Source organism: Actinoplanes sp. NPDC048967 (assembly GCF_040649415.1).
GTDB lineage: Bacteria > Actinomycetota > Actinomycetes > Mycobacteriales > Micromonosporaceae > Actinoplanes.
In genome coordinates this window covers 313,116-335,950 of record NZ_JBEZFL010000004.1, presented here as the reverse complement: position 1 = coordinate 335,950, position 22,835 = coordinate 313,116, and the positions used below count along the sequence as shown (strand labels likewise).

Annotated in this window: 19 protein-coding genes; 14 read left to right on the top strand and 5 right to left on the bottom strand. The window is 71.7% G+C overall.

Annotated features, from left to right (window positions below):
* Positions 1-66: 66 nt before the first annotated feature.
* Complete coding sequence (locus AB0C12_RS19280) at positions 67-960, top strand: LysR family transcriptional regulator (RefSeq protein WP_360550541.1); 894 nt, start codon at positions 67-69, stop codon at positions 958-960.
* Here the strand turns inward: AB0C12_RS19280 and AB0C12_RS19275 are convergent.
* Complete coding sequence (locus AB0C12_RS19275) at positions 903-1,238, bottom strand: helix-turn-helix domain-containing protein (RefSeq protein ID WP_360549681.1); 336 nt, start codon at positions 1,236-1,238, stop codon at positions 903-905. The two genes, AB0C12_RS19280 and AB0C12_RS19275, sit on opposite strands and share 58 nt — an antisense overlap.
* Positions 1,239-1,292: 54 nt before the next feature.
* On the opposite strand from AB0C12_RS19275, the gene AB0C12_RS19270 reads away from it, so the two are divergent.
* Together AB0C12_RS19270 and AB0C12_RS19265 are read left to right on the top strand one after the other, a co-directional pair.
* Positions 1,293-1,757, top strand: coding sequence for a group II truncated hemoglobin (locus tag AB0C12_RS19270; protein ID WP_360549679.1), 465 nt, complete (start codon positions 1,293-1,295; stop codon positions 1,755-1,757).
* 36 nt (positions 1,758-1,793) lie between these two features.
* The gene (locus AB0C12_RS19265) at positions 1,794-2,738 is read left to right on the top strand and encodes a pyridoxal-phosphate dependent enzyme (protein ID WP_360549677.1); all 945 of its coding nucleotides are present in this window, start codon (positions 1,794-1,796) and stop codon (positions 2,736-2,738) included.
* Positions 2,739-2,821: 83 nt separating this feature from the next.
* Here AB0C12_RS19265 and AB0C12_RS19260 read toward each other — a convergent pair whose 3' ends face one another.
* The gene (locus tag AB0C12_RS19260) at positions 2,822-4,030 is read right to left on the bottom strand and encodes a DUF349 domain-containing protein (protein WP_360549675.1); all 1,209 of its coding nucleotides are present in this window, start codon (positions 4,028-4,030) and stop codon (positions 2,822-2,824) included.
* Positions 4,031-4,208: 178 nt separating this feature from the next.
* On the opposite strand from AB0C12_RS19260, the gene miaA reads away from it, so the two are divergent.
* From miaA to AB0C12_RS19245, 3 genes are read left to right on the top strand one after another with little or no spacing between them, the layout of a single operon-like run.
* Entirely contained in the window at positions 4,209-5,120 is a 912-nt protein-coding gene (gene miaA / locus AB0C12_RS19255; protein ID WP_360550539.1) for a tRNA (adenosine(37)-N6)-dimethylallyltransferase MiaA, read from the top strand.
* A gap of 8 nt (positions 5,121-5,128) precedes the next feature.
* Positions 5,129-5,971 carry a diaminopimelate epimerase gene (gene dapF, locus AB0C12_RS19250; protein ID WP_360549673.1) on the top strand — a complete coding sequence of 281 codons (843 nt, stop codon included), beginning with the start codon at positions 5,129-5,131 and terminating at the stop codon, positions 5,969-5,971.
* Positions 5,971-6,741 (top strand): glycerophosphodiester phosphodiesterase family protein, encoded by a 771-nt coding sequence (locus AB0C12_RS19245; RefSeq protein ID WP_360549671.1) that lies wholly within the window; start codon positions 5,971-5,973, stop codon positions 6,739-6,741. Before dapF ends, AB0C12_RS19245 begins: the two co-directional genes overlap by 1 nt.
* A gap of 46 nt (positions 6,742-6,787) precedes the next feature.
* Here the strand turns inward: AB0C12_RS19245 and AB0C12_RS19240 are convergent, their stop codons facing one another.
* The gene (locus AB0C12_RS19240; protein ID WP_360549669.1) at positions 6,788-8,248 is read right to left on the bottom strand and encodes an NAD-dependent malic enzyme; all 1,461 of its coding nucleotides are present in this window, start codon (positions 8,246-8,248) and stop codon (positions 6,788-6,790) included.
* 172 nt (positions 8,249-8,420) lie between these two features.
* On the opposite strand from AB0C12_RS19240, the gene hflX reads away from it, so the two are divergent.
* Together hflX and AB0C12_RS19230 are read left to right on the top strand one after the other, a co-directional pair.
* Positions 8,421-9,821, top strand: a complete 1,401-nt coding sequence (hflX, locus tag AB0C12_RS19235; protein WP_360549667.1) for a GTPase HflX — start codon at positions 8,421-8,423, stop codon at positions 9,819-9,821.
* Between the two features lie 83 nt (positions 9,822-9,904).
* Positions 9,905-11,938, top strand: a complete 2,034-nt coding sequence (locus AB0C12_RS19230) for a hypothetical protein (protein WP_360549665.1) — start codon at positions 9,905-9,907, stop codon at positions 11,936-11,938.
* A gap of 996 nt (positions 11,939-12,934) precedes the next feature.
* On the opposite strand, the gene lexA is transcribed toward AB0C12_RS19230, so the two are convergent.
* Complete coding sequence (gene lexA / locus AB0C12_RS19225) at positions 12,935-13,657, bottom strand: transcriptional repressor LexA (protein ID WP_360550537.1); 723 nt, start codon at positions 13,655-13,657, stop codon at positions 12,935-12,937.
* A gap of 345 nt (positions 13,658-14,002) precedes the next feature.
* Here lexA and AB0C12_RS19220 point away from each other — a divergent pair, with 345 nt between their 5' ends.
* From AB0C12_RS19220 to AB0C12_RS19210, 3 genes are all read left to right on the top strand, one after another.
* Entirely contained in the window at positions 14,003-14,338 is a 336-nt protein-coding gene (locus AB0C12_RS19220; protein WP_360549664.1) for a LysM peptidoglycan-binding domain-containing protein, read from the top strand.
* 324 nt (positions 14,339-14,662) lie between these two features.
* A complete protein-coding gene (gene nrdR / locus AB0C12_RS19215; RefSeq protein WP_360549662.1) occupies positions 14,663-15,184 on the top strand; it encodes a transcriptional regulator NrdR in 522 nt (173 codons plus the stop codon).
* Between the two features lie 92 nt (positions 15,185-15,276).
* On the top strand, positions 15,277-18,159 hold the full coding sequence (locus AB0C12_RS19210) for a vitamin B12-dependent ribonucleotide reductase (RefSeq protein ID WP_360549660.1): 2,883 nt from the start codon (positions 15,277-15,279) through the stop codon (positions 18,157-18,159).
* A gap of 72 nt (positions 18,160-18,231) precedes the next feature.
* Here AB0C12_RS19210 and AB0C12_RS19205 read toward each other — a convergent pair whose 3' ends face one another.
* On the bottom strand, positions 18,232-18,777 hold the full coding sequence (locus tag AB0C12_RS19205; RefSeq protein ID WP_360549658.1) for a TIGR03086 family metal-binding protein: 546 nt from the start codon (positions 18,775-18,777) through the stop codon (positions 18,232-18,234).
* 64 nt (positions 18,778-18,841) lie between these two features.
* Between AB0C12_RS19205 and AB0C12_RS19200 the strand changes: the two genes are divergently transcribed.
* The 3 genes from AB0C12_RS19200 (at position 18,842) to AB0C12_RS19190 (ending at position 22,810) form a co-directional block, all read left to right on the top strand.
* Positions 18,842-19,888, top strand: coding sequence for a helix-turn-helix domain-containing protein (locus AB0C12_RS19200; RefSeq protein WP_360549656.1), 1,047 nt, complete (start codon positions 18,842-18,844; stop codon positions 19,886-19,888).
* 136 nt (positions 19,889-20,024) lie between these two features.
* Complete coding sequence (locus AB0C12_RS19195) at positions 20,025-21,578, top strand: peptide-N4-asparagine amidase (RefSeq protein ID WP_360549654.1); 1,554 nt, start codon at positions 20,025-20,027, stop codon at positions 21,576-21,578.
* A gap of 17 nt (positions 21,579-21,595) precedes the next feature.
* Complete coding sequence (locus tag AB0C12_RS19190; protein ID WP_360549652.1) at positions 21,596-22,810, top strand: MFS transporter; 1,215 nt, start codon at positions 21,596-21,598, stop codon at positions 22,808-22,810.
* Positions 22,811-22,835: the final 25 nt, after the last annotated feature.

Below are 22,835 nucleotides of genomic sequence, written 5' to 3'. Positions count from 1 at the left end.
CATCGCGGCCCGGTGCGCGGGAATGACCGATGGGGTCTCGGGCGATACCGTGACGGTATGGAGCGGCTGGAGACGCGCGAGCTGTCGTACTTCGTCGCGGTGGCCGAGGAGCTGCACTTCGGCCGGGCGGCGCAGCGCCTGGGCATCGCCCAGCCCCCGTTGTCGCGCGCGATCAAGCAGCTCGAGCGCCGGCTGGGCGTGGTGCTCTTCGAGCGCGACAGCCGTCAGGTGACGCTCACCGAGGCCGGCGCGGTGTTCCTGCACGAGGGCCGCAAGGCGCTGGACGCGGTCGCGGCCTCGGTGCGCCGCACCCAGCGGGCCGGGCAGCCGGTCCGCAAGCTGGTGCTGGTGATGAAGCCGAACACCGACGGCGGTCTGCTGGGCGACATCCTGGCCGCCTACGCGTCCGAGCCGCACTCGGTCGGCGTCGAGGTGCTGATGTGCGGGATCGGCGAGCAGGCGCGGCTGCTGCGCGAGGGTCAGGCCGACGCCGCGCTGCTGCATCACCCGTTCGACGACACCAGCGGCTTCGACGTCGAGGAGCTGCGGGTCGAGGGCCAGGTGGCGGTCGTGCCCCGCGGACACCGGCTGGCCGGGCGCGGCAGCATCCGGCTCGCCGATCTGGCCGGGGAGGTGCTGCCGCGCTGGCCCGGCATGCCCGCGGACGCCGCGACCGGTCCGGTGGTGCACGAGGCCGCCCAGCTGCTCCAGCTCATCGCCCTCGGGCAGACCATCGCCGTGCTGCCCGAGTCGGCCGGTGACGAGCTGCGCAGCGAGCTCGTCTGCGTGCCGGTCAGCGACGCCGTCCCGATCGTGTCGATGCTGGCCTGGCCCGAGCGCAGCACCTCACGGTCGCTGGCCGCGTTCGTCCGGGTGGCGGCCGACATCGCCGCCAAGCACCGTCAGAGCGAGTCCACCTTCGCGCCGGTGCGTTCGGCCCGGGCCACGCCCCAGTCGTAGAGCGCCTGCAGCACCGGCACGAGGGTGCGTCCTTCGTCGGTCAGGTCGTACTCGACGTGCGGCGGCGCGGTGCCCAGATCACGCCGGGAGATCAGACCGTCGGCCTCCAGCTCGCGCAGGCGCTGGCTGAGCATCTTCTCGCTGATGCCCGGCGTGCGGCGGCGCAGCTCACCGTAGCGGTGCACGCCCTCTTTGAGATGGGCGAGCAGCACCGTGCGCCAGCGGCCGCCGATCACGTCGACGGTCAGCTCGACCGGGCAGGAGTAGCGCTTGGGCACGCACCATTATGTGCGTTCTTGTGGCCGGTCGCGGGCCCGTGATGGGCTGGCGCCATGGCTGAGACACCGACGCTCTACGAGTGGGCCGGCGGCACCGACGCGTTCGTCCGGCTGACCTCGGCTTTCTATGCCCGGGTGACCGACGACGACCTGCTCGGGCCGCTCTTCGCCCGGATGGACCCCGAGCACTTCCGGTACGTCGCCCTGTGGCTGGCCGAGGTCTTCGGCGGGCCGGCCGTCTACACCGAGGAGCACGGCGGTTACTCGCACATGGTGAGTCAGCACCTCGGCATGGCGATCACCGAACCGCAGCGGCGCCGCTGGATCGAGCTGATCCAGGACGCCGCCGACGAGGTGGGACTGCCCGACGACCCGGAGTTCCGGGCGGCGTTCCTGGGCTACCTGGAGTGGGGGACCCGGCTGGCCAAGCAGAATTCCCAGCCCGGGGCCGACGTCGTGCGGCAGGCGCCGGTGCCGCACTGGGGCTGGGGAGTGGCGCCGCCGTACCTGCCGGGCTGAGCGATATCCGGTTGCCGCGGGCGCGATGATGGTCGGGTGTTCAGCTTCGCCGATGTCACCAGAGCCCGCTCCGTGGTCCACCAGCACCTGCCGCCGACGCCCGTACGTTCCTACCCGGCGCTCGACGCGGCGGCGGGAGCGACCGTCCTGGTCAAGCACGAGAATCTGCAACCGGTCGGGGCGTTCAAGGTACGCGGCGGGCTGACGCTGCTCGCCGCCCTGTCGGAGCAGGACCGGTCCCGCGGCACGGTCAGTTACTCCACCGGCAACCACGCGCGGTCCCTGGCGTACGCCAGCCGGGCCTACGGCGCGCCGTGCACCGTGGTGATGCCGGCGACGGCCGCTCCGGCCAAGGCGCGGGCCATCGAGGAGCTGGACGCGCAGGTCGTCCTGCACGGCGACGACCTCGAGGCGGCGCAGCACCACGCCGAGAAGCTGGCCGAGCAGTCCGGCGCGCGGCTGGTCAGCCCGGGCGACACGCCGGAGCTGCTCGCCGGGGTGGGCACGCTCTACCTGGAGCTCGTCGAGGCCCATCCGGACCTGGACGCGATCCTGGTCCCGGTCGGCAGCGGCACGGGCGCGAGCGCCGCCACGGTGGTCGCCCGCGAGCTGGCCCCCGGCTGCCGGGTCATCGGCGTGCAGTCCACCGAGTCGCGGGCCGCGCACGACTCGTGGCGGTCCGGTGAGCTGGAGAAGCGGCCGAACCGCACCCGGGTCGCCGGGCTGGCCACGGGTCGCGGCTACGCCCTGCCGCAAAGCGTCATGCGCGCCGGCCTGGCCGACTTCCTCCTGGTCACCGACGACGAGATCGCCGCGGCGCAGCGCCTGCTGGCCACGACGGCGGACACCGTCGCGGAGGGCGCGGGCGCGGCTGCCCTGGCCGGCCTGCTGAGCCGCCCGGAGCTGTTCGCGGGTCGCCGGGTGGCGATCGTCTGCACCGGCGGCAACGCCGACGAGGCGGAGCTGGCGATGCTGGGCTGATCCGCACAGCAAGAGTCCCGCCGGCCAGCCCGGATCACAGTGATCTGCTGGCGGCGGGACTCTGTGCGCGTACCGGAAAGGTTTTATCCGGCTTGTTCGGCGAGGGAGAGGAACTGGCGCTTGGACGCCAGGGCCTGCTCGGCCTCCTTGATCCGCTTGGCGTCGCCCGCGGCCTGGGCCCGGGCCAGCCGCTGCTCGGCCTCCGCGACCTGCTCACGCATCTGCTGGAGCAGCGGGTTGTCCTGCGGCGTGGTCTTGCGCCACGCCGAGTCCATCGCGACCCGGATGCGCTCCTCGGCGGCCCGCCAGCGGCGGTCCAGGGAAGCGGTCGACTCGCGGGGCACCCGGCCGGCGTCGTGCCAGGCCGCCTGGGCGTCCCGGAGCTTGTTCTGGGCGCCGCGCGGGTCCGCGTCGACGTCCAGCGCCTCGATCTCGGCCAGGATGGCCTGCTTCTTCTCCAGGTTGCCCTTGTATTCGGCGTCGCGGGCCGAGAAGACCTCGCTGCGCCGGGTGAAGAAGGCGTCCTGGGCGGCCCGGAAGCGTTCCCAGAGGCGCTGCTCGGCCTCCTTGGCGGCGCGGGGAGCGGCCTTCCAGTCGTTCATCAGGTCCTTGAGCCGGTTGGCCGTGGTGGACCACTCGGTCGAGTCGGCCAGGCTCTCGGCCTCCTTGACCAGCTCTTCCTTGGCGGTCTGGGCCTGCTTGCGCTGACCGTCCAGGGTGGCGAAGTGCGCCCCGCGGCGGCGGGTGAAGCCGTCCCGGGCGGCCGCGAAGCGCTTCCACAGCTCGCCGTCGGTCTTCTTGTCGACGCCGCGGATGGTCTTCCACTCGTCGAGGATCTCCTTGAGCCGGTCGCCCGCGCTCTTCCACCCGGTCGACTCGGCGGCGATCGTCTCCGCCTCCTCGACCAGGGCGGTCTTGCGGGCCAGGGCCTCGCCCCGGGCCACCTCGCGGGCGGCCTTGGCCTCGCCGGCCTTCTCCTCGGCGACCGCGGTCAGCCGGTCGAGGCGGGCGGCGAGCCCGTCGATGTCGCCGACGACGTGTGCCTCGCCGAGGCTCGCACGGATCCGCTTCACGCTGGTCAGCGAGTGTGCGGCGTCCGCGGCGCCGGACTTGAGCCGGGCCTCGATGAGGTCGACCTCGGTCACCAGATCCGCGAACCGCCGGGCGAAGTGGGCCAGGCCCTCCTCGGGTGTGCCCGCCTGCCACGAGCCGACCACGCGGTCGCCCTCGGCCGTCTTCACATACACGGTGCCGTCGGCATCCACGCGCCCGAAGGCCGTCCAGTCGTTCATGAGCCCACCCTCGTTCTCCCGGCTGCACGGGCCTCGCTGCCCGCGACCGCCGCCATAGCGCAGTCGAATGCCATCATTCCATCGGCATTCTTTCTCGCGCATTGTCACAGGTCCAACCCGGTTCCGGGGAAGCGCCCGCGAACGACCGTGACCAGCCCGTTACGGTGGCTCCGTGCCATTGCTCCCAGGTTCGCCGGTGATCGCGGTTGTCGGGCCCACCGCGGCCGGGAAATCCGCCCTCAGCATCGCCCTCGCCCACGCCCTCGGCGGCGAGGTGGTCAACGCCGACTCGATGCAGCTCTACCGCGGGATGGACATCGGCACCGCCAAACTGACCGTTGACGAGCGCGAAGGCGTCCCGCACCACGTGCTGGACGTCTGGGACGTGCGCGAGCCGGCGAGTGTCGCGGCCTACCAGGAGCTGGCCCGCTCGGCCGTCGACGACATCCTCGCCCGGGGCAGAGTGCCGCTGCTCGTGGGCGGCTCCGGGCTGTACGTCCGGGCTGTTCTGGAAGAGTTCGAATTTCCCGGCACGGATCCCGCCATTCGGGAGCGGCTGGAGCGGGAGCTCGCCGCGGTGGGACCGGCGCCGCTGCACGAGCGGCTGCGGACGCTGGACGAGCCGGCCGCCACCAAGATCCTTCCGTCCAACGGGCGGCGCATCGTCCGGGCCCTCGAGGTGATCGAGCTGACCGGCGCGCCCTTCACCGCCTCGCTGCCGGCACCGGCGCCGCACTACCCGTCGGTGCAGCTCGGCGTCGACCGCGAGGCTTCGTCGCTGGATCAGCGGATCGCCGACCGGGTCGACCTGATGTGGGCGGCCGGCCTGCTCGACGAGGTACGCGGGCTCGACGGGCTGCGCGAGGGCCGCACGGCGAGCCGGGCCCTGGGCTACCAGCAGGCGCTGGCCCAGCTGGACGGCGGGTTCACCCAGGAGCAGGCGGTCGAGGAGACCGTCCGGGCCACCCGGCGCTTCGTGCGCCGCCAGCGCTCGTGGTTCCGCCGGGACCCGCGGATCACCTGGCTCGACGGCGCGTCACCGACCCTGACGGAGGACGCGTTGGCGGCCTGCGCGGCGGCTGCGCGATGATGGACCGCGTGTTGTTCACCAAGGGCCATGGCACCGGCAACGACTTCGTCATCCTCGGCGACCCGGACGGGGCGCTGGAGCTGACGCCTGCGCTGGTCGCGGCGCTCTGCGACCGGCACCGCGGCATCGGCGCCGACGGCGTGCTGCGCGTCGTGCGCAGCGCCAAGCACCCGGACGGCGCGGGTTTCGCCGCCGACGCCGAGTGGTTCATGGACTACTGGAACGCCGACGGCTCGCCGGCCGAGATGTGCGGCAACGGCGTCCGCGTCTTCTCCCGCTACCTGCTGGCCAACGGCCTGGCCACGCCCGGCCCGGAGGGCCTGCCGGTGGCGACGCGGGCCGGCGTCGTGCGCGCGGCGGTCGAGGCGGACATCATCTCCGTCCACATGCGCGCCCCCCAGGTGTACGCGGCCAGCACGGCCACCGTCGGCCCGCTGACCTTCCCCGGCGTCGCCGTGAACTGCGGCAACCCGCACCTGGTCTGCGGCCTGCACGACAGCCTGCCGCTCTCCTCGCTGGACCTGCACGTGCCGCCCGGCTTCGACCCGGCGCTGTTCCCGTCCGGGGTGAACGTGGAGTTCACCACCCCGGGCACCCCGGTGGAGGGCGCCGACCTGCACGTGCACATGCGGGTCTACGAACGCGGCTCCGCCGAGACGCTGTCCTGCGGCTCCGGGGCTCTCGCGGTCGGCGCGGTGGCACTGCGCGACGCCGGGCTGAGTGAGGGCGTCGTGGCGGTGGATCTGCCGGGTGGCCGGCTGACCGTGACCCGCCGCGGTGACTCCTGGTGGCTGGCCGGCCCGGCCGTGCTGGTCGCCACGGGCGAGGTGGACCCGGCGGCCCTGCACTGATGGCGGGGCTGCACCGGGTGGCGCACCGGGGCTATTCGGCCGTCGCGCCCGAGAACACCCTGCCCGCCCTGGCCGCCGGGGTCCGCGCCGGCGCGACGCTCATCGAGTTCGACGTGCGGACCACGGCCGACGGCGTGCCCGTGGTGATCCACGACCGTACGGTGGACCGCACCACGGGCGGCACCGGTCACGTCTGGGAGCTGACCCTCGACGAGATCTCGGCGCTGGACGCGGGCTCCTGGTTCTCCCCGGCGTACGCGGGGATCCGGATCCCGCTGCTGCGTGAGGTCATCGGCCTGCTGCGTCCGCACGCGGTGGGGGTCACCCCGGATGCCGCACCGCCGATCGAGCTGCTGCTGGAGATCAAGCCGCCGGCCACCCCGGAGCAGGTGAAGGTCATCCTGGGTCAGGTCACGGAGGCCGGCCTGCTGGACCGCACGGTGGTGCAGAGCTTCGACCCGGAGGTCGTCCGGCTGGCCGGCGAGGTCGCTCCCGACGTACGCCTCGGCCTGCTGCGGCACGGCTTCGACGACGAACAGCTGCGGGTCGCCCGGGAGTTGCGCCTGAGCTACGTGAACCCGAGTCTGCGCGCGGTGCTGGCCGACCCGCCGACGGTCGCGGCGCTCGCCGAGGCTGGGGTCGGGGTCATGCCCTGGACGCCGAACGACATGTCGCTCTGGCCGGCGCTGGTCGAGGCCGGGGTCGCCGGCCTGATCAACGACCGCACCGGCGAGCTGACCGGCTGGATGATCGCCCGCGGCCTGGCCTGACCCGTCCGCGCGGCCCGGCTGTTCCCCGGGCCGCGCTTCTCCGCTGTCAGAAGGTTTCTTCGGGGGCCTGCTCCAGCTCGACCTCGGGCACCGCCGCCGGGTTGGCCGGGACGGGAGAGCCCTTGACCACCGCGCGGATCGCCGCGGCCACCGCCGGGGTCACGCGCGCGTCGAACACGCTCGGCACGATCACCGTCGGGTTGAGCTTGTCCTCGCCGACCACGTCGGCGATGGCCATCGCCGCGGCCAGCGCCATCTCCTCGGTGAACGCCTCGGCGCTCACGTCGAGCATGCCGCGGAACACACCCGGGAACGCCAGCACGTTGTTGATCTGGTTCGGCTGGTCCGAGCGGCCGGTGGCGACCACCGCGGCATGCTGGCGGGCCTCGCGGGGGTCCACCTCGGGATCCGGGTTGGCCAGCGCGAAGACGATCGACTTGTCGGCCATCCGGGCGATGTCGGCCCCGGTCAGCAGGTTCGGCGCGCTGACCCCGATGAAGACGTCCGCGCCGACGATCGCGCCCTTCAGGTCCCCGCTGTAGTTGTCCTTGTTGGTGTGCTCGGTCAGCCACTGCCAGGTCGGGTTCAGGTCGTCCATGCCGCGGTGCAGGGCGCCCCGGCGGTCGTACGCGATGATGTCGCCCACGCCCTGGCGCAGCAGCAGCTTCATGATCGCGGTGCCCGCGGCCCCGGCCCCGGAGACCACGACCTTGACGTCGGCCAGATCCTTGCCCACCACCCGCAGGGCGTTGGTGAGCGCGGCCAGCACGCAGATCGCGGTGCCGTGCTGATCGTCGTGGAAGACCGGGATGTCCAGCAGCTCGCGCAGCCGCGTCTCGATCTCGAAGCACCGCGGCGCCGCGATGTCCTCCAGGTTGATCCCGCCGTACGCCGGCGCGATCGCCTTGACGATGGCCACGATCTCGTCGGTGTCCTGGGTGTCGAGCACGACCGGCCACGCGTCCACGCCGCCGAACCGCTTGAACAGAGCGGCCTTGCCCTCCATCACCGGCATCGCGGCGGCCGGGCCGATGTTGCCCAGGCCCAGCACCGCCGAGCCGTCGCTGACCACGGCGACCGTGTTGCGCTTGATGGTGAGCCGGCGCGCGTCGGCCGGGTTCTCCGCGATGGCCATGCACACCCGCGCCACACCCGGCGTGTACGCCCGCGACAGCTCGTCCCGGTTGCGCAGGGCGACCTTGGAGCTGACCTCGATCTTGCCGCCCAGGTGCAGCAGGAAGGTGCGGTCGGAGACCTTGCGGACGTCGACGCCGTCCTGCTCCTCGAGGGTCTTGACGACCTGGTCGGCGTGGCCGGAGTCGGCGGTGTCGCAGGTGAGGTCGACGAGCACCCGGGTGGGGTCGGAGTCCACCACGTCGAGGGCCGTCACGATCGCGCCGGCCTCGCCGACGCAGGTGGTGAGCCGGCCGATGGACGAGGCGTCGGCGGTCACGGCGATTCGGATCGTGATCGAGAATCCTGCGCTGGGCAGGCGGGTGGTCACCACGGTGTTCCCTCCGTCGTTGGCGGGTGCGTACCCGCATTCTTGCGCTTCGGGAATACCGGCCACCAATCCGGTGGTTACTGAAGAGTCAGACACTCCTGCGACAACTGCCCGCCGGGTTAAGTGGATGCGCGGACCCCTCCGGCGTGCCACCATCGGCGGAGGAGGTCACCTTTTGCGTACTGAGGTATTCGAACCCGACGTCACCACCGGTGAGCTGGAGCTCGAGGAGCGCCGTTCGCTGCGCCGGGTCGCCGGTCTCTCCACCGAACTCACCGACATCACCGAGGTCGAGTACCGCCAGCTGCGACTCGAACGGGTCGTCCTGGTCGGCGTCTGGACCGGTGGCAGCAGCGACGACGCGGAGAACTCGCTCATCGAGCTCGCCGCGCTGGCCGAGACGGCCGGTTCCGAGGTGCTCGAGGGGCTGATCCAGCGCCGCAGCCAGCCGGACGCGGCCACCTTCATCGGCCGGGGCAAGGTCGACGAGCTGCGCGACGTGGTCATCGCCACCGGCGCCGACACGGTCATCTGCGACGGCGAGCTCTCGCCCTCGCAGCTGCGCAAGCTCGAGGAGCAGGTCAAGGTCAAGGTCGTCGACCGCACCATGCTGATCCTGGACATCTTCGCCCAGCACGCGAAGAGCAAGGAAGGCAAGGCGCAGGTCGAGCTGGCCCAGTTGCAGTATCTGCTGCCCCGTCTGCGCGGCTGGGGTGAGTCGCTGTCCCGTCAGGGCGGTGGCGCGGGTGGCGGTTCCGGCGGCGGCGGCGTCGGCACCCGTGGTCCCGGTGAAACCAAGATCGAGACGGACCGGCGGCGGATCAACACCCGCATCTCGAAGCTCAAGCGCGAGATCAAAGCCCTGCGGACGGTACGCCAGACGAAGCGCGCCAAGCGCACCAACAGCGGCGTGCCCGCGGTGGCGATCGCCGGCTACACCAACGCCGGCAAGTCGAGCCTGCTCAACCGCCTCACGTCGGCGGGCGTGCTGGTCGAGGACGCGCTGTTCGCGACCCTCGACCCGACCACCCGGCGGACGGCGGCCGAGGACGGGCGCGTGTTCACCATCTCCGACACGGTCGGCTTCGTCCGGCACCTGCCGCACCACATCGTCGAGGCGTTCCGCTCGACGCTGGAGGAAGTGGCGTACTCGGACCTGATCGTGCACGTGGTGGACGGGGCGCACCCGGACCCCGAGGGACAGGTGTCGGCGGTCCGCGAGGTCCTCGGCGAGGTGGGTGCGGACCGCATCCCCGAGCTGCTGGTCGTCAACAAGATGGACGCGGCCGACGAGGAGACGATCCTGCGGCTCAAGCGGGCCTGGCCGGACGCCGTGTTCGTGTCGGCGCGCTCGGGGCTGGGCATCGACGAGCTGCACGCGGCGATCGCCCAGCGGCTGCCGCGGCCGGCGAAGGACATGCGGGTGCTGCTGCCGTACGACCGGGGTGACCTGGTCGCCCGGATCCACCGCGGCGGGCAGGTGCTGGACACCCGGCACACCGAGCAGGGCACGGAGCTGAAGGTGCGGGTCGGCGAGCAGCTCGCCGCCGAGCTGGAGAACTTCGTCGCACCTTAGCTCCGGCTTAAGCGGCACCCCCGCTGAGCAGGGTTGATCCACGCGTAACACCGGCACGAGACGCCGCATGCGACACTGATCGGATGCGGCGTCTCGTGTTCCCGGCCATCCTCGCCTCGGGGCTGGTGATGATGGGGGCCGTGCCCGCCTCGGCCGAGCCCGCTCCGACGGTGACCTCGGCCAAGGCAGCGGCCGGCAAGAAGATCTGTAAGATCACCGATCCCGCTTTGTCGGAGCTCTCGGGGATCGTGGCCACCAAGAACGGCTTCGTCGTGGTCAACGACGGCGTCGACGAGGCCGCCAAGCGCAAGGTCTTCTTCCTCGACGACGACTGCAAGATCACCGACCGGGTCGACTTCCCGTCACGTCCGCTCGACACCGAGGACCTGACCCTGTCCCCGGACGGCGACACGCTGTGGATCGCGGACATCGGCGACAACAGCGCCCGCGACGGCAAGGGCGAGACCCGCCGCACGATCGGCCTCTGGTCGATGCCGGTGAGCGGCAAGAAAGAGCCGAAAATTCATCGCCTGGCCTACCCGAACGGCGACAAGCACGACGCCGAGGCCCTGCTGTTCAACGGTGACGGCACGCCGATCATCGTGACCAAGGAAGTCTCCGGCAAGACGCAGCTCTACACGCCGACGGCGGCACTGAAGGCGAACAACGAAGAGGGCGTACCGCTGAAGAAGGCGGGCGAGATCGAGCTGCCGAGCAGCGACACCCCCGGTATCCCGATCGCCCGGCTGGCCCAGACCACGGTCACGGGTGGTGCGGTGGCGCCGGGCGGCGGCAAGGTCACCCTGCGGACCTACCTGGACGCGTACGAGTGGGACGTCGCGGACGGCGACGTGCTCGGATCGCTGAAGAACAAGCCCCGCAAGACGCCCCTGCCGAACGAACCCTTCGGCGAGGCGATCACCTACAGCGCCGACGGCAAAACGTTCTACACGGTTTCGGACATGGGCACGGGCGCCGACCCGGAAGCGGCCAACTACATCCTGCGCTACACGCCGGCGACAAAAATCGTGGAAGCGAAAACCGACGCGGCAGCGGCGGAAAAGGACAACGGCACATCCTGGTTCGCCGACCTGAGCCTGACCGACATCACATACCTGATCGGCGGCGTAGGCGTCCTCGGCGCTCTCCTCGTCGGCGCGGGCGTCATCGGCATCATGCAATCCCGCAAGAAGCGCAAGCTCGAACCGGCGATGAAAAACCCCGACCCGAACGCCGACCCCGACCCATTGGACGCGAAAACGGAACTGCTGTCGGTCGGCGGTCCGGCCCAGCGCCCGGGTGTGTACGGCGGAAACCGCCCACCGGCCGGAGCGCCGTCGGGTCCTGGCGTGTACGGCGCCAAGCCGCCCGCAGCCGCTCCCGCGAAGAGCAACGGCGTTTATGGCGGCGGCCGGCCGCCGCAGGGTGGTCAGGCCGCTGGTCGTCCCGGTCAGGGTGGCCAGCCCGGGGGGCGTCCTGCCGCTGGTCGGCCTGGTGTGCCGCCGGCTGGTCCGGAGCAGCCTGGCGCTCGTCCGGCTCAGCCCGGTGGTCGCCCGGCTCAGCCTGGCGGTCGTCCCGCTCAGCCTGGTGGTCGCCCGGCGCAGCCCGGTGGTCGTCCCGCTCAGCCTGGTGGTCGCCCGGCGCAGCCTGGTGCACGGCCGGCCCAGCCTGGTGGTCGCCCGGCGCAGCCCGGTGCACGGCCGGCCCAGCCTGGCGGTCGTCCCGCTCAGCCCGGTGCTCGTCCCGCTCAGCCTGGGCCTCGCCCCGGGCAGGGTGGCCAGCCGGCGGTGCGTCCCGGTCAGCCGCCCGCACGCCCGGCCCAGCAGCCCGGCGGTCGCCCGGGTCAGGGAGGTGGCCGGCCTGGTGGTGGGGTCTATGGCGCGCCGCCCCCGCCTCCGCCGTCCACCGGTGGCCGGGCCCAGGGCGGGGGACCGCAGCGGCCGTCCGGGTCCCAAGGACAGGGCGGCAACCCGCAGGGCGGCCGGCGCCCGGGCCGGCCGGACGACGGTCGGCAGGCCAACGGGATGAACAACTACGCGAACCTGAACGGGGCCCAGCGGCGGCCGGAAGGCCGGTTCGACAATCCGGGCTACGGACGCGGCCCGCGCGGCTACTGACGTCAGGGTCGGTTCGTTTCTGCTTTGTCAGGCCGGTGTTGCCGCCTTCGGGTGGGCGACACCGGCCTGTCCCTTGGGGCCGCCCGAGCAGCCACAGCGCGGTGCCCAGCAGGAGCCCGGCCGCCAGCACGGCGATGGCGGTGGCGGCCGACTTGGCAGCAACTTGGCTCTTGCCCGCCCGGTTGCTTGGGGAGGCGGGTGGGCTTCGGCCCGGCTGGTCGGGCTCGTGCTGCGCTGCCGGGCTTGCCCGGGCGGATCCGGCAGGCTGGCGGGCTGGCGGGCTCGGGGGCGTGGCGGGCTCGGGGGCGTGGCCAGCTCGGCGGCCTGGCGGGCTCGGCGGCCTGGCGGGCTCGGGGGCGTGGCCAGCTCGGCGGCCTGGCGGGCTCGGCGGCCTGGCGGGCTCGGGGGCGTGGCCGACTCAGGGGCGTGGCGGGCATAGGGGCGTGGCCAGCTCAGGGGCCTGGCGGGCTCGGCGGCCCAGCAGGCTCGGCGGCGTGCCCGACTCAGCGGCCCAGCAGGTTCGCCGGCCTGGCGGCCGGCTGCACCGCCTCATTGGTCTCCTCGTCGCCGGGTCGGCGGTGACGCGCATTGACGCTGCGCGTGAACATCCGGCGGCTTAGCCGGCCTGGCGGCTTAGCCGGCCTGGTCGGAACGACCGCTCTTTCGCGGCCCGGTCGACTCGTCCAACCTCCCGGCTTGCCGCCGCGAACTAAAAGGCCCTAATCAGGATCCGGCCCGACAGCTCAGCCCGCCCGATTCCGCTCATCCGCCCGGTCTCTGCCCCGGCCCCGGCCCGCCCGGCCCCGGCCCGCCCGGCCCCGGCCCGCCCGGCCCCGGCCCGCCCGGCCCCGGCCCGCCCGGCCCTGTCCGCCCGACCTCTACGCGCTCGGCCCCGGCCCACCCGGCCCTGCCGCAGCCCGCCCGGCCCGGTGCACCCGGCCCTGCTGCAACCCGCCCGGCCCGGTGCACCCGGCCGGCCGCTCGGCGGAACCCCCGTCAGACTCGCCGGAGAACAGCGACCACGCGACCCATCACCGTGGCGTCATCCCCCGGAATCGGGTCGAACGCCGGGTTGGCCGGCATCAGCCACACATGCCCGTCCCGCTGCCGGTAGCTCTTGACCGTCGCCTCGCCGTCGATCATCGCCGCCACGATGTCGCCCACGTTCGCTGTCGGTTGCTGGCGGACCACCACCCAGTCGCCGTTGCAGATGGCTGCGTCGATCATCGAGTCGCCCTTGACCTCGAGCATGAAGACGTCGCCTTCGCCGACCAGTTCGCGGGGGAGCGGGAAGAACTCCTCCACCGCCTGCTCGGCCAGGATCGGTCCACCGGCGGCGATCCGGCCCAGCAGCGGCACGTACGCCGGGGTCGGCCGCGCGGACCGCAGTGCCTCGTCGTCGACCATCTCGCTGGGCGCGCGCACGTCCACGGCGCGCGGCCTGTTCGGGTCGCGGCGCAGGAAGCCCTTCTTTTCCAGCTCCTTCAGCTGGTAGGCCACGCTCGACGGCGACACCAGACCCACTGCCTCGCCGATCTCACGGACGCTCGGCGGGTAGCCGTAGCGTTCCACCCAGTCGCGGATGAACTCGAGGATCCGGCGCTGGCGTGCGGTCAGGTCCGCGGTGACCAGATCGGGGAACTGGCTGACCACCGGCGTCACGCTGCGCAGCTGCGGCGCGTCACCGCTGCGGGCCCGGGACGGCGTGCGCCGGCGCATCGCCGCCTTGGTGTTGGCGGCCTCTGGCTTCGAGTCAATCTGGTGTTGCCGGCTCGTCCGGTCGTCGGTCGACACGTTGGCCCTCCCTGTCGGCCAGTGCCTCATCGGCACGTGGTGCGCTCGCGGAGCCGGACATTCGCCCGTGGGGATGGACTTGTGCCCGGCTGACCCCTCTTGACCGAGAACCGTAACTGCGGGGTACGACATATTCAAACATCTGTACGACTTTCTCGCGGCGTGTCGCTCGGAAGTGCTCGACTTCCGTACGTCTGTTCTGATAGACCGTCGTACGGGCGTTCGATCGAACGCTTGTCCGAGGGACGTATGCGGAGAAAGGAATATGCCGTGGTGGTCACTGGTATGCGGCGGGTCGATGAGCCGGCCCCGTTGCGGTTGACCCGGCGGGGTCGCGTCGTCGTGCTGGCCTTCTTCATTCTTCTCGCGTCCTTGGCGAGCGCCGTGTTGTGGACCACAGCTTCCCGGGCCGAGAATCCCCCCTCGGGTCCGGCGCCCACTGTCGTGGTCCAGTCCGACGACACGCTGTGGGACATCGCCGCCCGCACCGACCCGGGTCGCAGCCCGCATGCCGTGGTGGCCGAGATCCGCCGGCTCAACGGTCTCGGCGACGACGAGATCGCCATCCATGCCGGTGACACTCTCGTGGTTCCCCGGACGCGTTGATCCACTGCGTTGATCATGTTGTTCCGGTGCTGGCCGTGACCGGTGCGGCACCCCTCGTGTTGAGGTAGAAAAAGCGGCGCGCCGACGCGCCGGTGAACTTGCATCGACGTCCGCAGCGGCATAACGTCAACCCCAACATCTAGTAGTTACAAGGGTGTAAGTCATCCACAGGTTGGGGTCGGGCAACCCCGTCATCCACAGGTTCGTCCACAGCCACGAGGCGGTTCTCACCGCTTCCGCGGCTGTCATTCGGCGTGCCTGGACGACGGTTCCGCAACGGCTCCGGCGACCTGGGTGGCAGCGCCCGGCGACAGGGGGATCTCGGTGCGGTGTCCGTACTGCCGGCACGCCGACTCACGTGTGGTCGACTCGCGTGAGGCCGACGACGGTCAGCTGATTCGTCGTCGCCGGTCGTGCCCGGAGTGCGGCAAGCGCTTCACCACGGTCGAGGAGGCCGTGCTCGCGATCGTGAAGCGCAACGGCGTCACCGAACCCTTCAGCCGGACCAAGATCATGAGCGGTGTCCGCAAGGCCTGTCAGGGCCGGCCCGTCGACGAGGACTCGATCGCGCTGCTCGCGCAGAAGGTCGAGGAGACCGTCCGGGCCAAGGGCGCGGCCGAGGTGCCCAGCCACGACGTGGGTCTGGCCATCCTGTCGCCGCTGCGGGAGCTCGACCAGGTCGCCTATCTGCGCTTCGCGAGCGTCTACAAGTCCTTCGACTCGCTCGAGGACTTCGAACGTGAGCTCGCCGATCTGCGCGAGGCAGCGGCGGGAGCCCGGCACACGGTGCCCGCCCGGCCCAGCGGTGGACGTCCGGCCAAATGGACGGAAACCCGTACCAAATAAGTCTTTTATCCAAGGCATGGCGACAGCCGTGCCCGAATGTCGGCAAGCGGATCGCGGTGGGGAAGCTGCGATCTATCGAGGGGGAGCACGAAATGGCCGGTGACGGTATGACAGCAGGCAGGCAGCGCAGTCGCGCGAGCAACGGGGGCGCCGCGGTCGGGGGGCTGCGGATCGAGCGCGTCTGGACGACCGAGGGCGTCCACCCGTACGACGAGGTGGAGTGGGAGCGCCGCGACGTCGTCATGACGAACTGGCGGGACGGCTCGATCAACTTCGAGCAGCGCGGGGTCGAGTACCCCACCACCTGGAGCGTCAACGCGGCCAACATCGTCACCACCAAGTACTTCCGGGGTGCGGTCGGCACGGACACCCGCGAGTGGTCGCTCAAGCAGCTGATCGACCGGGTCGTCAAGACCTACCGCAAGGCGGGCGAGGACTACGGCTACTTCGCCAATCCGGGCGACGCGGAGATCTTCGAGCACGAGCTGACCTGGATGCTGCTGCACCAGGTGTTCAGCTTCAACTCGCCGGTCTGGTTCAACGTCGGCACCGCCTCGCCGCAGCAGGTCAGCGCCTGCTTCATCCTGTCCGTGGACGACTCGATGGACTCGATCCTGGACTGGTACAAGGAGGAGGGGCTGATCTTCAAGGGCGGCTCCGGCTCCGGCGTCAACCTCTCCCGCATCCGCTCCTCCAAGGAACTGCTCTCCTCCGGCGGCACGGCCAGCGGCCCGGTCAGCTTCATGCGCGGCGCCGACGCCAGCGCCGGCACGATCAAGTCCGGTGGCGCCACCCGCCGCGCGGCCAAGATGGTGATCCTGGACGTCGACCACCCCGACATCGAGGAGTTCGTCACCACCAAGGCCCGCGAGGAGGACAAGATCCGGGCCCTGCGCGACGCCGGGTTCGACATGGACCTCGGCGGCAGCGACATCGTCTCGGTGCAGTACCAGAACGCCAACAACTCGGTCCGGGTGAGCGACGAGTTCATGCGCGCGGTCGAGGAGGGCACGACCTTCGACCTGCGCGGCCGGCTGCACGGCGAGGTCATCGAGACCATCGACGCCAAGAAGCTGTTCACCGAGATCGCCAAGGCCGCCTGGGAGTGCGCCGACCCCGGCCTGCAGTACGACGACACGATCAACGACTGGCACACCAACCCGGAGACCGGCCGCATCACCGCGTCCAACCCGTGTTCGGAGTACATGTCGCTGGACGACTCGTCCTGCAACCTGGCCTCGCTCAACCTGATGAAGTTCCTCAAGGACGACGGCGGCTTCGAGATCGAGAAGTTCGTCAAGAGCGTCGAGTTCGTCATCACCGCGATGGACATCTCGATCTGCTTCGCCGACTTCCCGACCCAGCGGATCGGCGAGACCACGCGGGCCTACCGCCAGCTCGGCATCGGGTACGCGAACCTGGGCGCCCTGCTGATGGCGACCGGCCACCCGTACGACTCGGAGTCGGGCCGCAGTGTCGCCGCCGCCATCACCTCGCTGATGACCGGCACGGCGTACCGCCGCTCGGCCGAGATCGCCGGCGTCGTCGGCGCGTACGACGGGTACGCCCGCAACGCCGACGCCCACAAGCGCGTCATGCGCAAGCACGCCGCGGCCAACGACGAGATCCGTCCCTCGGGCACCGTGGCCACCGCGATCGTCCGGGAGGCCACCAAGCAGTGGCAGAACGGCAACAAGATCGGTGACAAGAACGGCTGGCGCAACGCCCAGGCCTCCGTGCTCGCGCCGACCGGCACCATCGGCCTGATGATGGACTGCGACACCACCGGCGTCGAGCCCGACCTGGCCCTGGTCAAGTTCAAGAAGCTCGTCGGCGGCGGCTCGATGCAGATCGTCAACCAGACGGTCCCCCGCGCGCTGCGCAGCCTCGGCTACCCCGAGGAGCAGGTCGAGGCGATCGTCGAGCACATCGCCGACCACGGCATCGTGGTCGACGCCCCCGGCCTCAAGCCGGAGCACTACGCGGTCTTCGACTGCGCCATGGGCGAGCGGTCCATCGCCCCGATGGGCCACGTGCGGATGATGGCCGCGGTGCAGCCGTTCATCTCCGGCGCGATCTCCAAGACGATCAACATGCCGGAGTCGGCGACCGTCGAGGACATCGAGAACGTTCACTACCAGGGCTGGAAGCTCGGCCTCAAGGCGCTGGCGATCTACCGCGACAACTGCAAGGTGGGCCAGCCGCTGTCGGCGGCCAAGCCGAAGGTGACCGCCGAGACGCCGGCCGCCGAGGTGGAACCGGTCGTGGAGAAGGTCGTCGAGTACCGCCCGGTCCGCAAGCGCCTGCCGAAGAAGCGCCCGTCGGAGACGGTCTCCTTCTCGGTCGGCGGCGCCGAGGGCTACCTCACCGCGTCGTCCTACCCGGACGACGGCCTCGGCGAGGTCTTCCTGAAGATGTCGAAGCAGGGCTCGACCCTGGCCGGGGTCATGGACGCCTTCTCGGTGGCGATCTCGATAGGGCTGCAGTACGGCGTCCCGCTCGAGACGTTCGTCAGCAAGTTCACGAACATGCGCTTCGAGCCGGCCGGCATGACCGACGACCCGGACGTCCGGATGGCCGCCTCGGTGATGGACTACATCTTCCGTCGCCTGGCCCTGGACTTCCTGTCCTACGACGCCCGCGCCGAGCTGGGCATCTTCACCGCCAAGGAGCGCGCGGCGCAGATCCAGGCCGAAGCCGCGGCCGAGGCCTCGGGCGTCGACCTGGCCGGCATGGCGGCGTCCGCGCCGGTCTCCGCCCCGGTCGGTGCCGCATCGTCCCCGACGGCGACGGTGCCCGCGGCCGACGCCGAGAAGAGCGCGCCGTCCCCGGTGGGCTCCTCGACGGAGCTGCTCGAAGTGGTGCTGGGCACGTCGGCCGACGCACCGCTGTGCTTCACCTGCGGCACGAAGATGCGCCCGGCCGGCAGCTGCTACGTCTGCGAGGGCTGCGGCTCGACCTCGGGCTGCAGCTGATCCCCAGGCAATGAGTCAGAAGGGAGCCGGACCTCGTGGTCCGGCTCCCTTTTGGCTGTGGCGCAACTACTGCTACGGCGTCCAGTGCGGGTCGCGGCCGGTCAGCCCCAGCATCCGGTCCAGCACCGGCGCCGTCCGCGGCACCGGCACTTCCTTCCCGTACGCCTGCATCTCCCGCCCCAGCTCGGCCGTCTGAGCCACCTCCTCGTACAGGAAGTCCAGCAGCGTCCCGTCCCAGCTCACCGGCTGACCGGTGGCCCGGGCCAGGTCCCAGCCGTGCACGACCACCTCGCCGATCGCCATCGCGCCGATCATCCGGGCCGGCAGTTCGTGCGGCCCGCCCATCGTGGTCATGCCCTGCCACGCGTCCGGCACCGACCACGCCTCCACGAGCATCTCGAGCTGCCCTTCCACCGGGTCGCTGCCCGGTCGCGGCTCGCCGTCGGAGTGCCGGCTGGCCCGGGCCAGGCTCGGCCCCCAGTGCACCAGGTGGTCGATCAGGCCCTGGACGTCGTACTCCGTGCACGGTGTCGGGGCGGTGAGCTGGTCGGGCCGGATGCCCCGCAGGACGGCCACCGTCGGGGGAGCCGCCAGGGCGATGAGTTCGTGTTCCCGCATGAGCGCCGACGATAGGCGCCGCGCGCGCCGCCGTCTTGAAAAAACGCGACGCTAGGCTGCGGTCATGGTCCGGGACGCGCGCGAGCTGCGCGGCGCGTGGGCCACCTTCCAACGCCACTGGTACGGCGTCCCGGCCGCGGATCTGTCCCCTTTCGTCGCCGGCTACTGGGCCGCGGAGTGGGACCTGTGCGGGCAGCAGCCGTACCAGCAGAAGATCGTCCCGTACCCGAACGTGCAGTTGACCTTCCGCGACGGCGACGCGGTCGTCCGCGGCCCGGAGCGCGGGCATGTCGTCCGGGTCCTCGAAGGCCGCGGCCGGATCTTCGGGGTGACATTCCGCCCGGGCTGCTTCCGCCCGTTCCTGGGCGCGAGCGTCGCCACGATCACCGGCCGCACGCTTCCGGCCTCAGCCGTGTTCGGCCCTGGCCTGCCGCTGGGCCGGCTGAAGGAGGCCGCGTTCGGCCTTGACCTGCCACCGGGCCGGCAGAAGGAGGGGGTCGCGGGCCTGCCGCCGAGCCGGCTGAAGGAGGCCGTGTTCGGCCTTGACCTGCCGCCGGGCCGGCAGAAGGAGGAGGAGGTCGCGGGCCTGCCGCAAGGTCATCAGGAGGAGGTCGCGGGCCTGCCGCAAGGTCACCTGGAGGAGGTCGCGGGCCTGCCGCAAGGTCACCTGGAGGAGGCCGCGGGCCTGCCGCAAGGTCACCAGGAGGAGGTCGAGGACCTGCCGCAAGGTCAGCAGCGGCTGGTCGAGGAATTCCTGCGGGCGCGGCTGCCGGCGCCAGATCCGCTGGCCGAGCAGGCCGCGGCCATCGTGGCCCTGGTGCAGGCCGAGCCGCAGCTCACCCGGGTCGACGCGCTCGCCGCCCGGGCCGGGATCGGGGTGCGCCGGCTGCAGCGGCTGTTCGCCGAGTATGTCGGCCTCGGCCCGAAGTGGGTGATCCGCCGGTACCGGCTGCACGAGGTCGGGGAGCGACTCGCGTCCGGGGCGGACATCGACTGGGTGCGGCTCGCCGTCGAGCTGGGCTACGCCGACCAGGCGCACTTCGTCCGGGACTTCACGGCCATGGTCGGTGAGCCGCCCACCCGCTACGCCGAGCGCTACCCGCGCCGCTGACCCCGGCCCGCTGACCCCGCGCAGCTGACCCGGGCCCGCTGACCCCGCGCAGCTGACCCCGGCCCACTGACCCCGGGGCCCCTGACGCCAGGCAGGAGGCGTTGACAGTCACCGATGTCTCCGGTCGGATGGGGCCGTGAAGACCTTCGCGGCCGCGGCAGCGGTGCTGACCATCCTGACCGGCTCGCCGGCCGTCGCGGCGGACCCGCACGGAGTGCCGGATCCCGTTCCGCCCGCCGAGTTCGGCGCCGACTGGGACGATCCGCGGACCGCCGCGCCACCCGTGGCGGTGCCGGCCGGTGCCGCCTGCACCACGACCATTGTGGACACCGAGTTCCGGGACTTCACGCCGTACACGTCGAGCTATGCGCCGGTCTGCCGCGGGCCGTGGGAAAAGGTTGTGCTGCGCCTGGAAGGCGCGGTCGCGGGCCGGCAGTTCGACCGGCTCGGCTACCTCCGGATCGGCGGGGTGACGGTTTTCAAGACCTCGACGCCGGAGCCGTCGGTGGATGGCATCCGCTGGTCGGTGGAGAAGGACCTCACCGGGTACGCCGCCCTGCTCACCCGCCCGCAGCCGGTCGAGATGCTGATCGGCAACGTGGTGGACGACACCTACACGGGCGTCCTGGACGTGACCGTCAAGCTGACGTTCTACCGCGGGCGGGCCGCGCCGCGACCGGAAGTGCTGGCGGTCGATCAGGCCCTGCCGCGTAACACCGAGCGGCTCTTCGCGGACGTGTACGCCACCGGCTCCGGCGGCGGCTGCGAGGAGTTCTGGTATCTGACCACGCCCACCGGTGTCCCGTACTCCTGTCCGGCTGACAACGGGCCGTACCGGGAGGTTCAGGTCCGCATCGACGGCATCCTGGCCGGCGTCGCGGCGCCCTACCCGCACGTCTACACGGGCGGCTGGTCCAACCCGTATCTCTGGTACGTCCTGCCGGCGCCGCGCGCTTTTGACATCCAGCCGATCCGGTACGACCTGACCCCGTTCGCCGGTCTGCTCACCGACGGTAAGGCGCACGCCATCACGGTGAACGTGCTGGGCGTGCCCGCCGGCCAGAGCGGCTGGGACGTGCCGACGACCCTGCTGGCCTGGCGCGACCACGGCAGCAAGCAGGTCACCGGGCGTCTGGTGGCGAGCCGGGAGCAGCCGCTGGTCAACAACTCCGTGTACACAGCCCCCACTCTCAAGACCACCGGCGGTCACGGTCTCACGGTCACCGGCTACGTCGACACTTCGCACGGCCGCGTCACCACGACCGTCGCCCGCACGGTGACCACCGCCTCCACGCACACGTGGAACGCGGCCGAGACCAACGACGCGCTGCGCGCCGTCTGGACCGACAAAGCGCGGGTCACGGTCCGCCACGGCCGGTCCCGGCCGTCCACCACGACCACGAGCCGCCGGTACGGCATGACGGGCGCGATCACGATCGACGACGCGGACCGCCTCACCACCACCCTGAAGCTGGCGGACGCGGCCACCACGCCGGGCCGCGAGCTGCTGGACACGTGGACGGGCCAGGCGTCGTGGACCCTGAACGTGCCCCGCGATCAGCGCCACGCCACCGGCACTTCGACCGAGCACTACCGCCTGCGCCGGCCCGGCCCCGACTACGACCGCACGATCAGCACCGTCAACGGGACCGTCATCACTGATCAAGTGTCTTACGGTTCGCCACTTTAACGGTTAAGTTCGAGGACGTGACCACAGCCGCCCCCGACCGTCCCCGCCTCGAGTCCGCGAAGGTCGCAGTCGGCGTCACCTTCGGCACGAACGGCCTGGCCTTCGCCGGCTGGCTGGCCCGCGCCCCCGCCGTACGGGAGGACCTGGGCCTGAGCTCCGCCGGGCTGGGCCTGCTGCTGCTCTGCCTCTCCGGGGCGGCCATCGCCGCGATCCCGCTGGCCGGCCCGCTGGTGCAGCGCTTCGGCCCGGCCCGGTCGGTGCTGCTCGGCAGCATGGCCGTGATGCTGGGCCTGGTCGGCATGGCCGCGGGCACCTACCTCGGCTCGGTGCCCCTGGCCGGCGTCGGCCTGGTCCTGCTCGGCGGCGGCAACAGCACCTGGGACGTGGCCATGAACGTCGAGGGCGCGGACGTCGAACGCCGCCTCGGCCGCACCCTGATGCCCCGCTTCCACGCCGGCTTCAGCCTGGGCACCGTGGGCGGTGCCGGGCTCAGCGCGGCCGCGGCGGCCGCCGGCGTCAGCGTCACCACGCAACTGCTCTGCACCGCGCTCGTCGGCACGGTCGTGATGATCGTGACCGTACGGCGCTTCCTGCCGCACGTCGCGACCACGGCTGAGCAACGCTCGGCCGGCCGGGTCCGGGACGCCTGGCGTGAGCCCCGCACCCTGCTGATCGGCCTGATCATGCTGGGCTTCGGCTTCACCGAGGGCACGGCCAACGACTGGCTGGCGATCAGCCTGGTCGACGGCTACCACGCGACGGAAACGGTCGGCGCGATCGGCTTCGGCTTCTTCGTCTCGGCGATGACGCTGGCCCGCCTCTTCGGCGGCACCGCGATCGAACGCTGGGGCCGGGTGCGGGTCCTGCGCGGCACAGCGCTGTCGGCCCTGATCGGCCTGCTGCTGGTGGTGTCCGGCGTCGGCGTGCCGCTGGTCCTGCTGGGCGCCCTGCTGTGGGGTGCGGGGGCGTCACTGGGCTTCCCGATCGGCATGAGCGCGGCGGCCGACGACCCGCTGCGGGCGGCGATCCGGGTGTCGGTGGCGGGCTCGATCGGGTACGGCTCGTTCCTGGCGGGGCCGCCCCTGATCGGCTTCCTGGCCGAACACTTCGGGGTGCTGCGCGCCCTGCTGGTGGTCGTGGCGGCCATCTGCCTGGGCCTGGCCGCCTCGGGCGCGGCCCGGCCCCTCGCGCCGGCCGGAACGCCGGAACCCGAAACCGCCCCCAACCCCTGACCCTGCCTGCCGCTGCCGCTCGGAG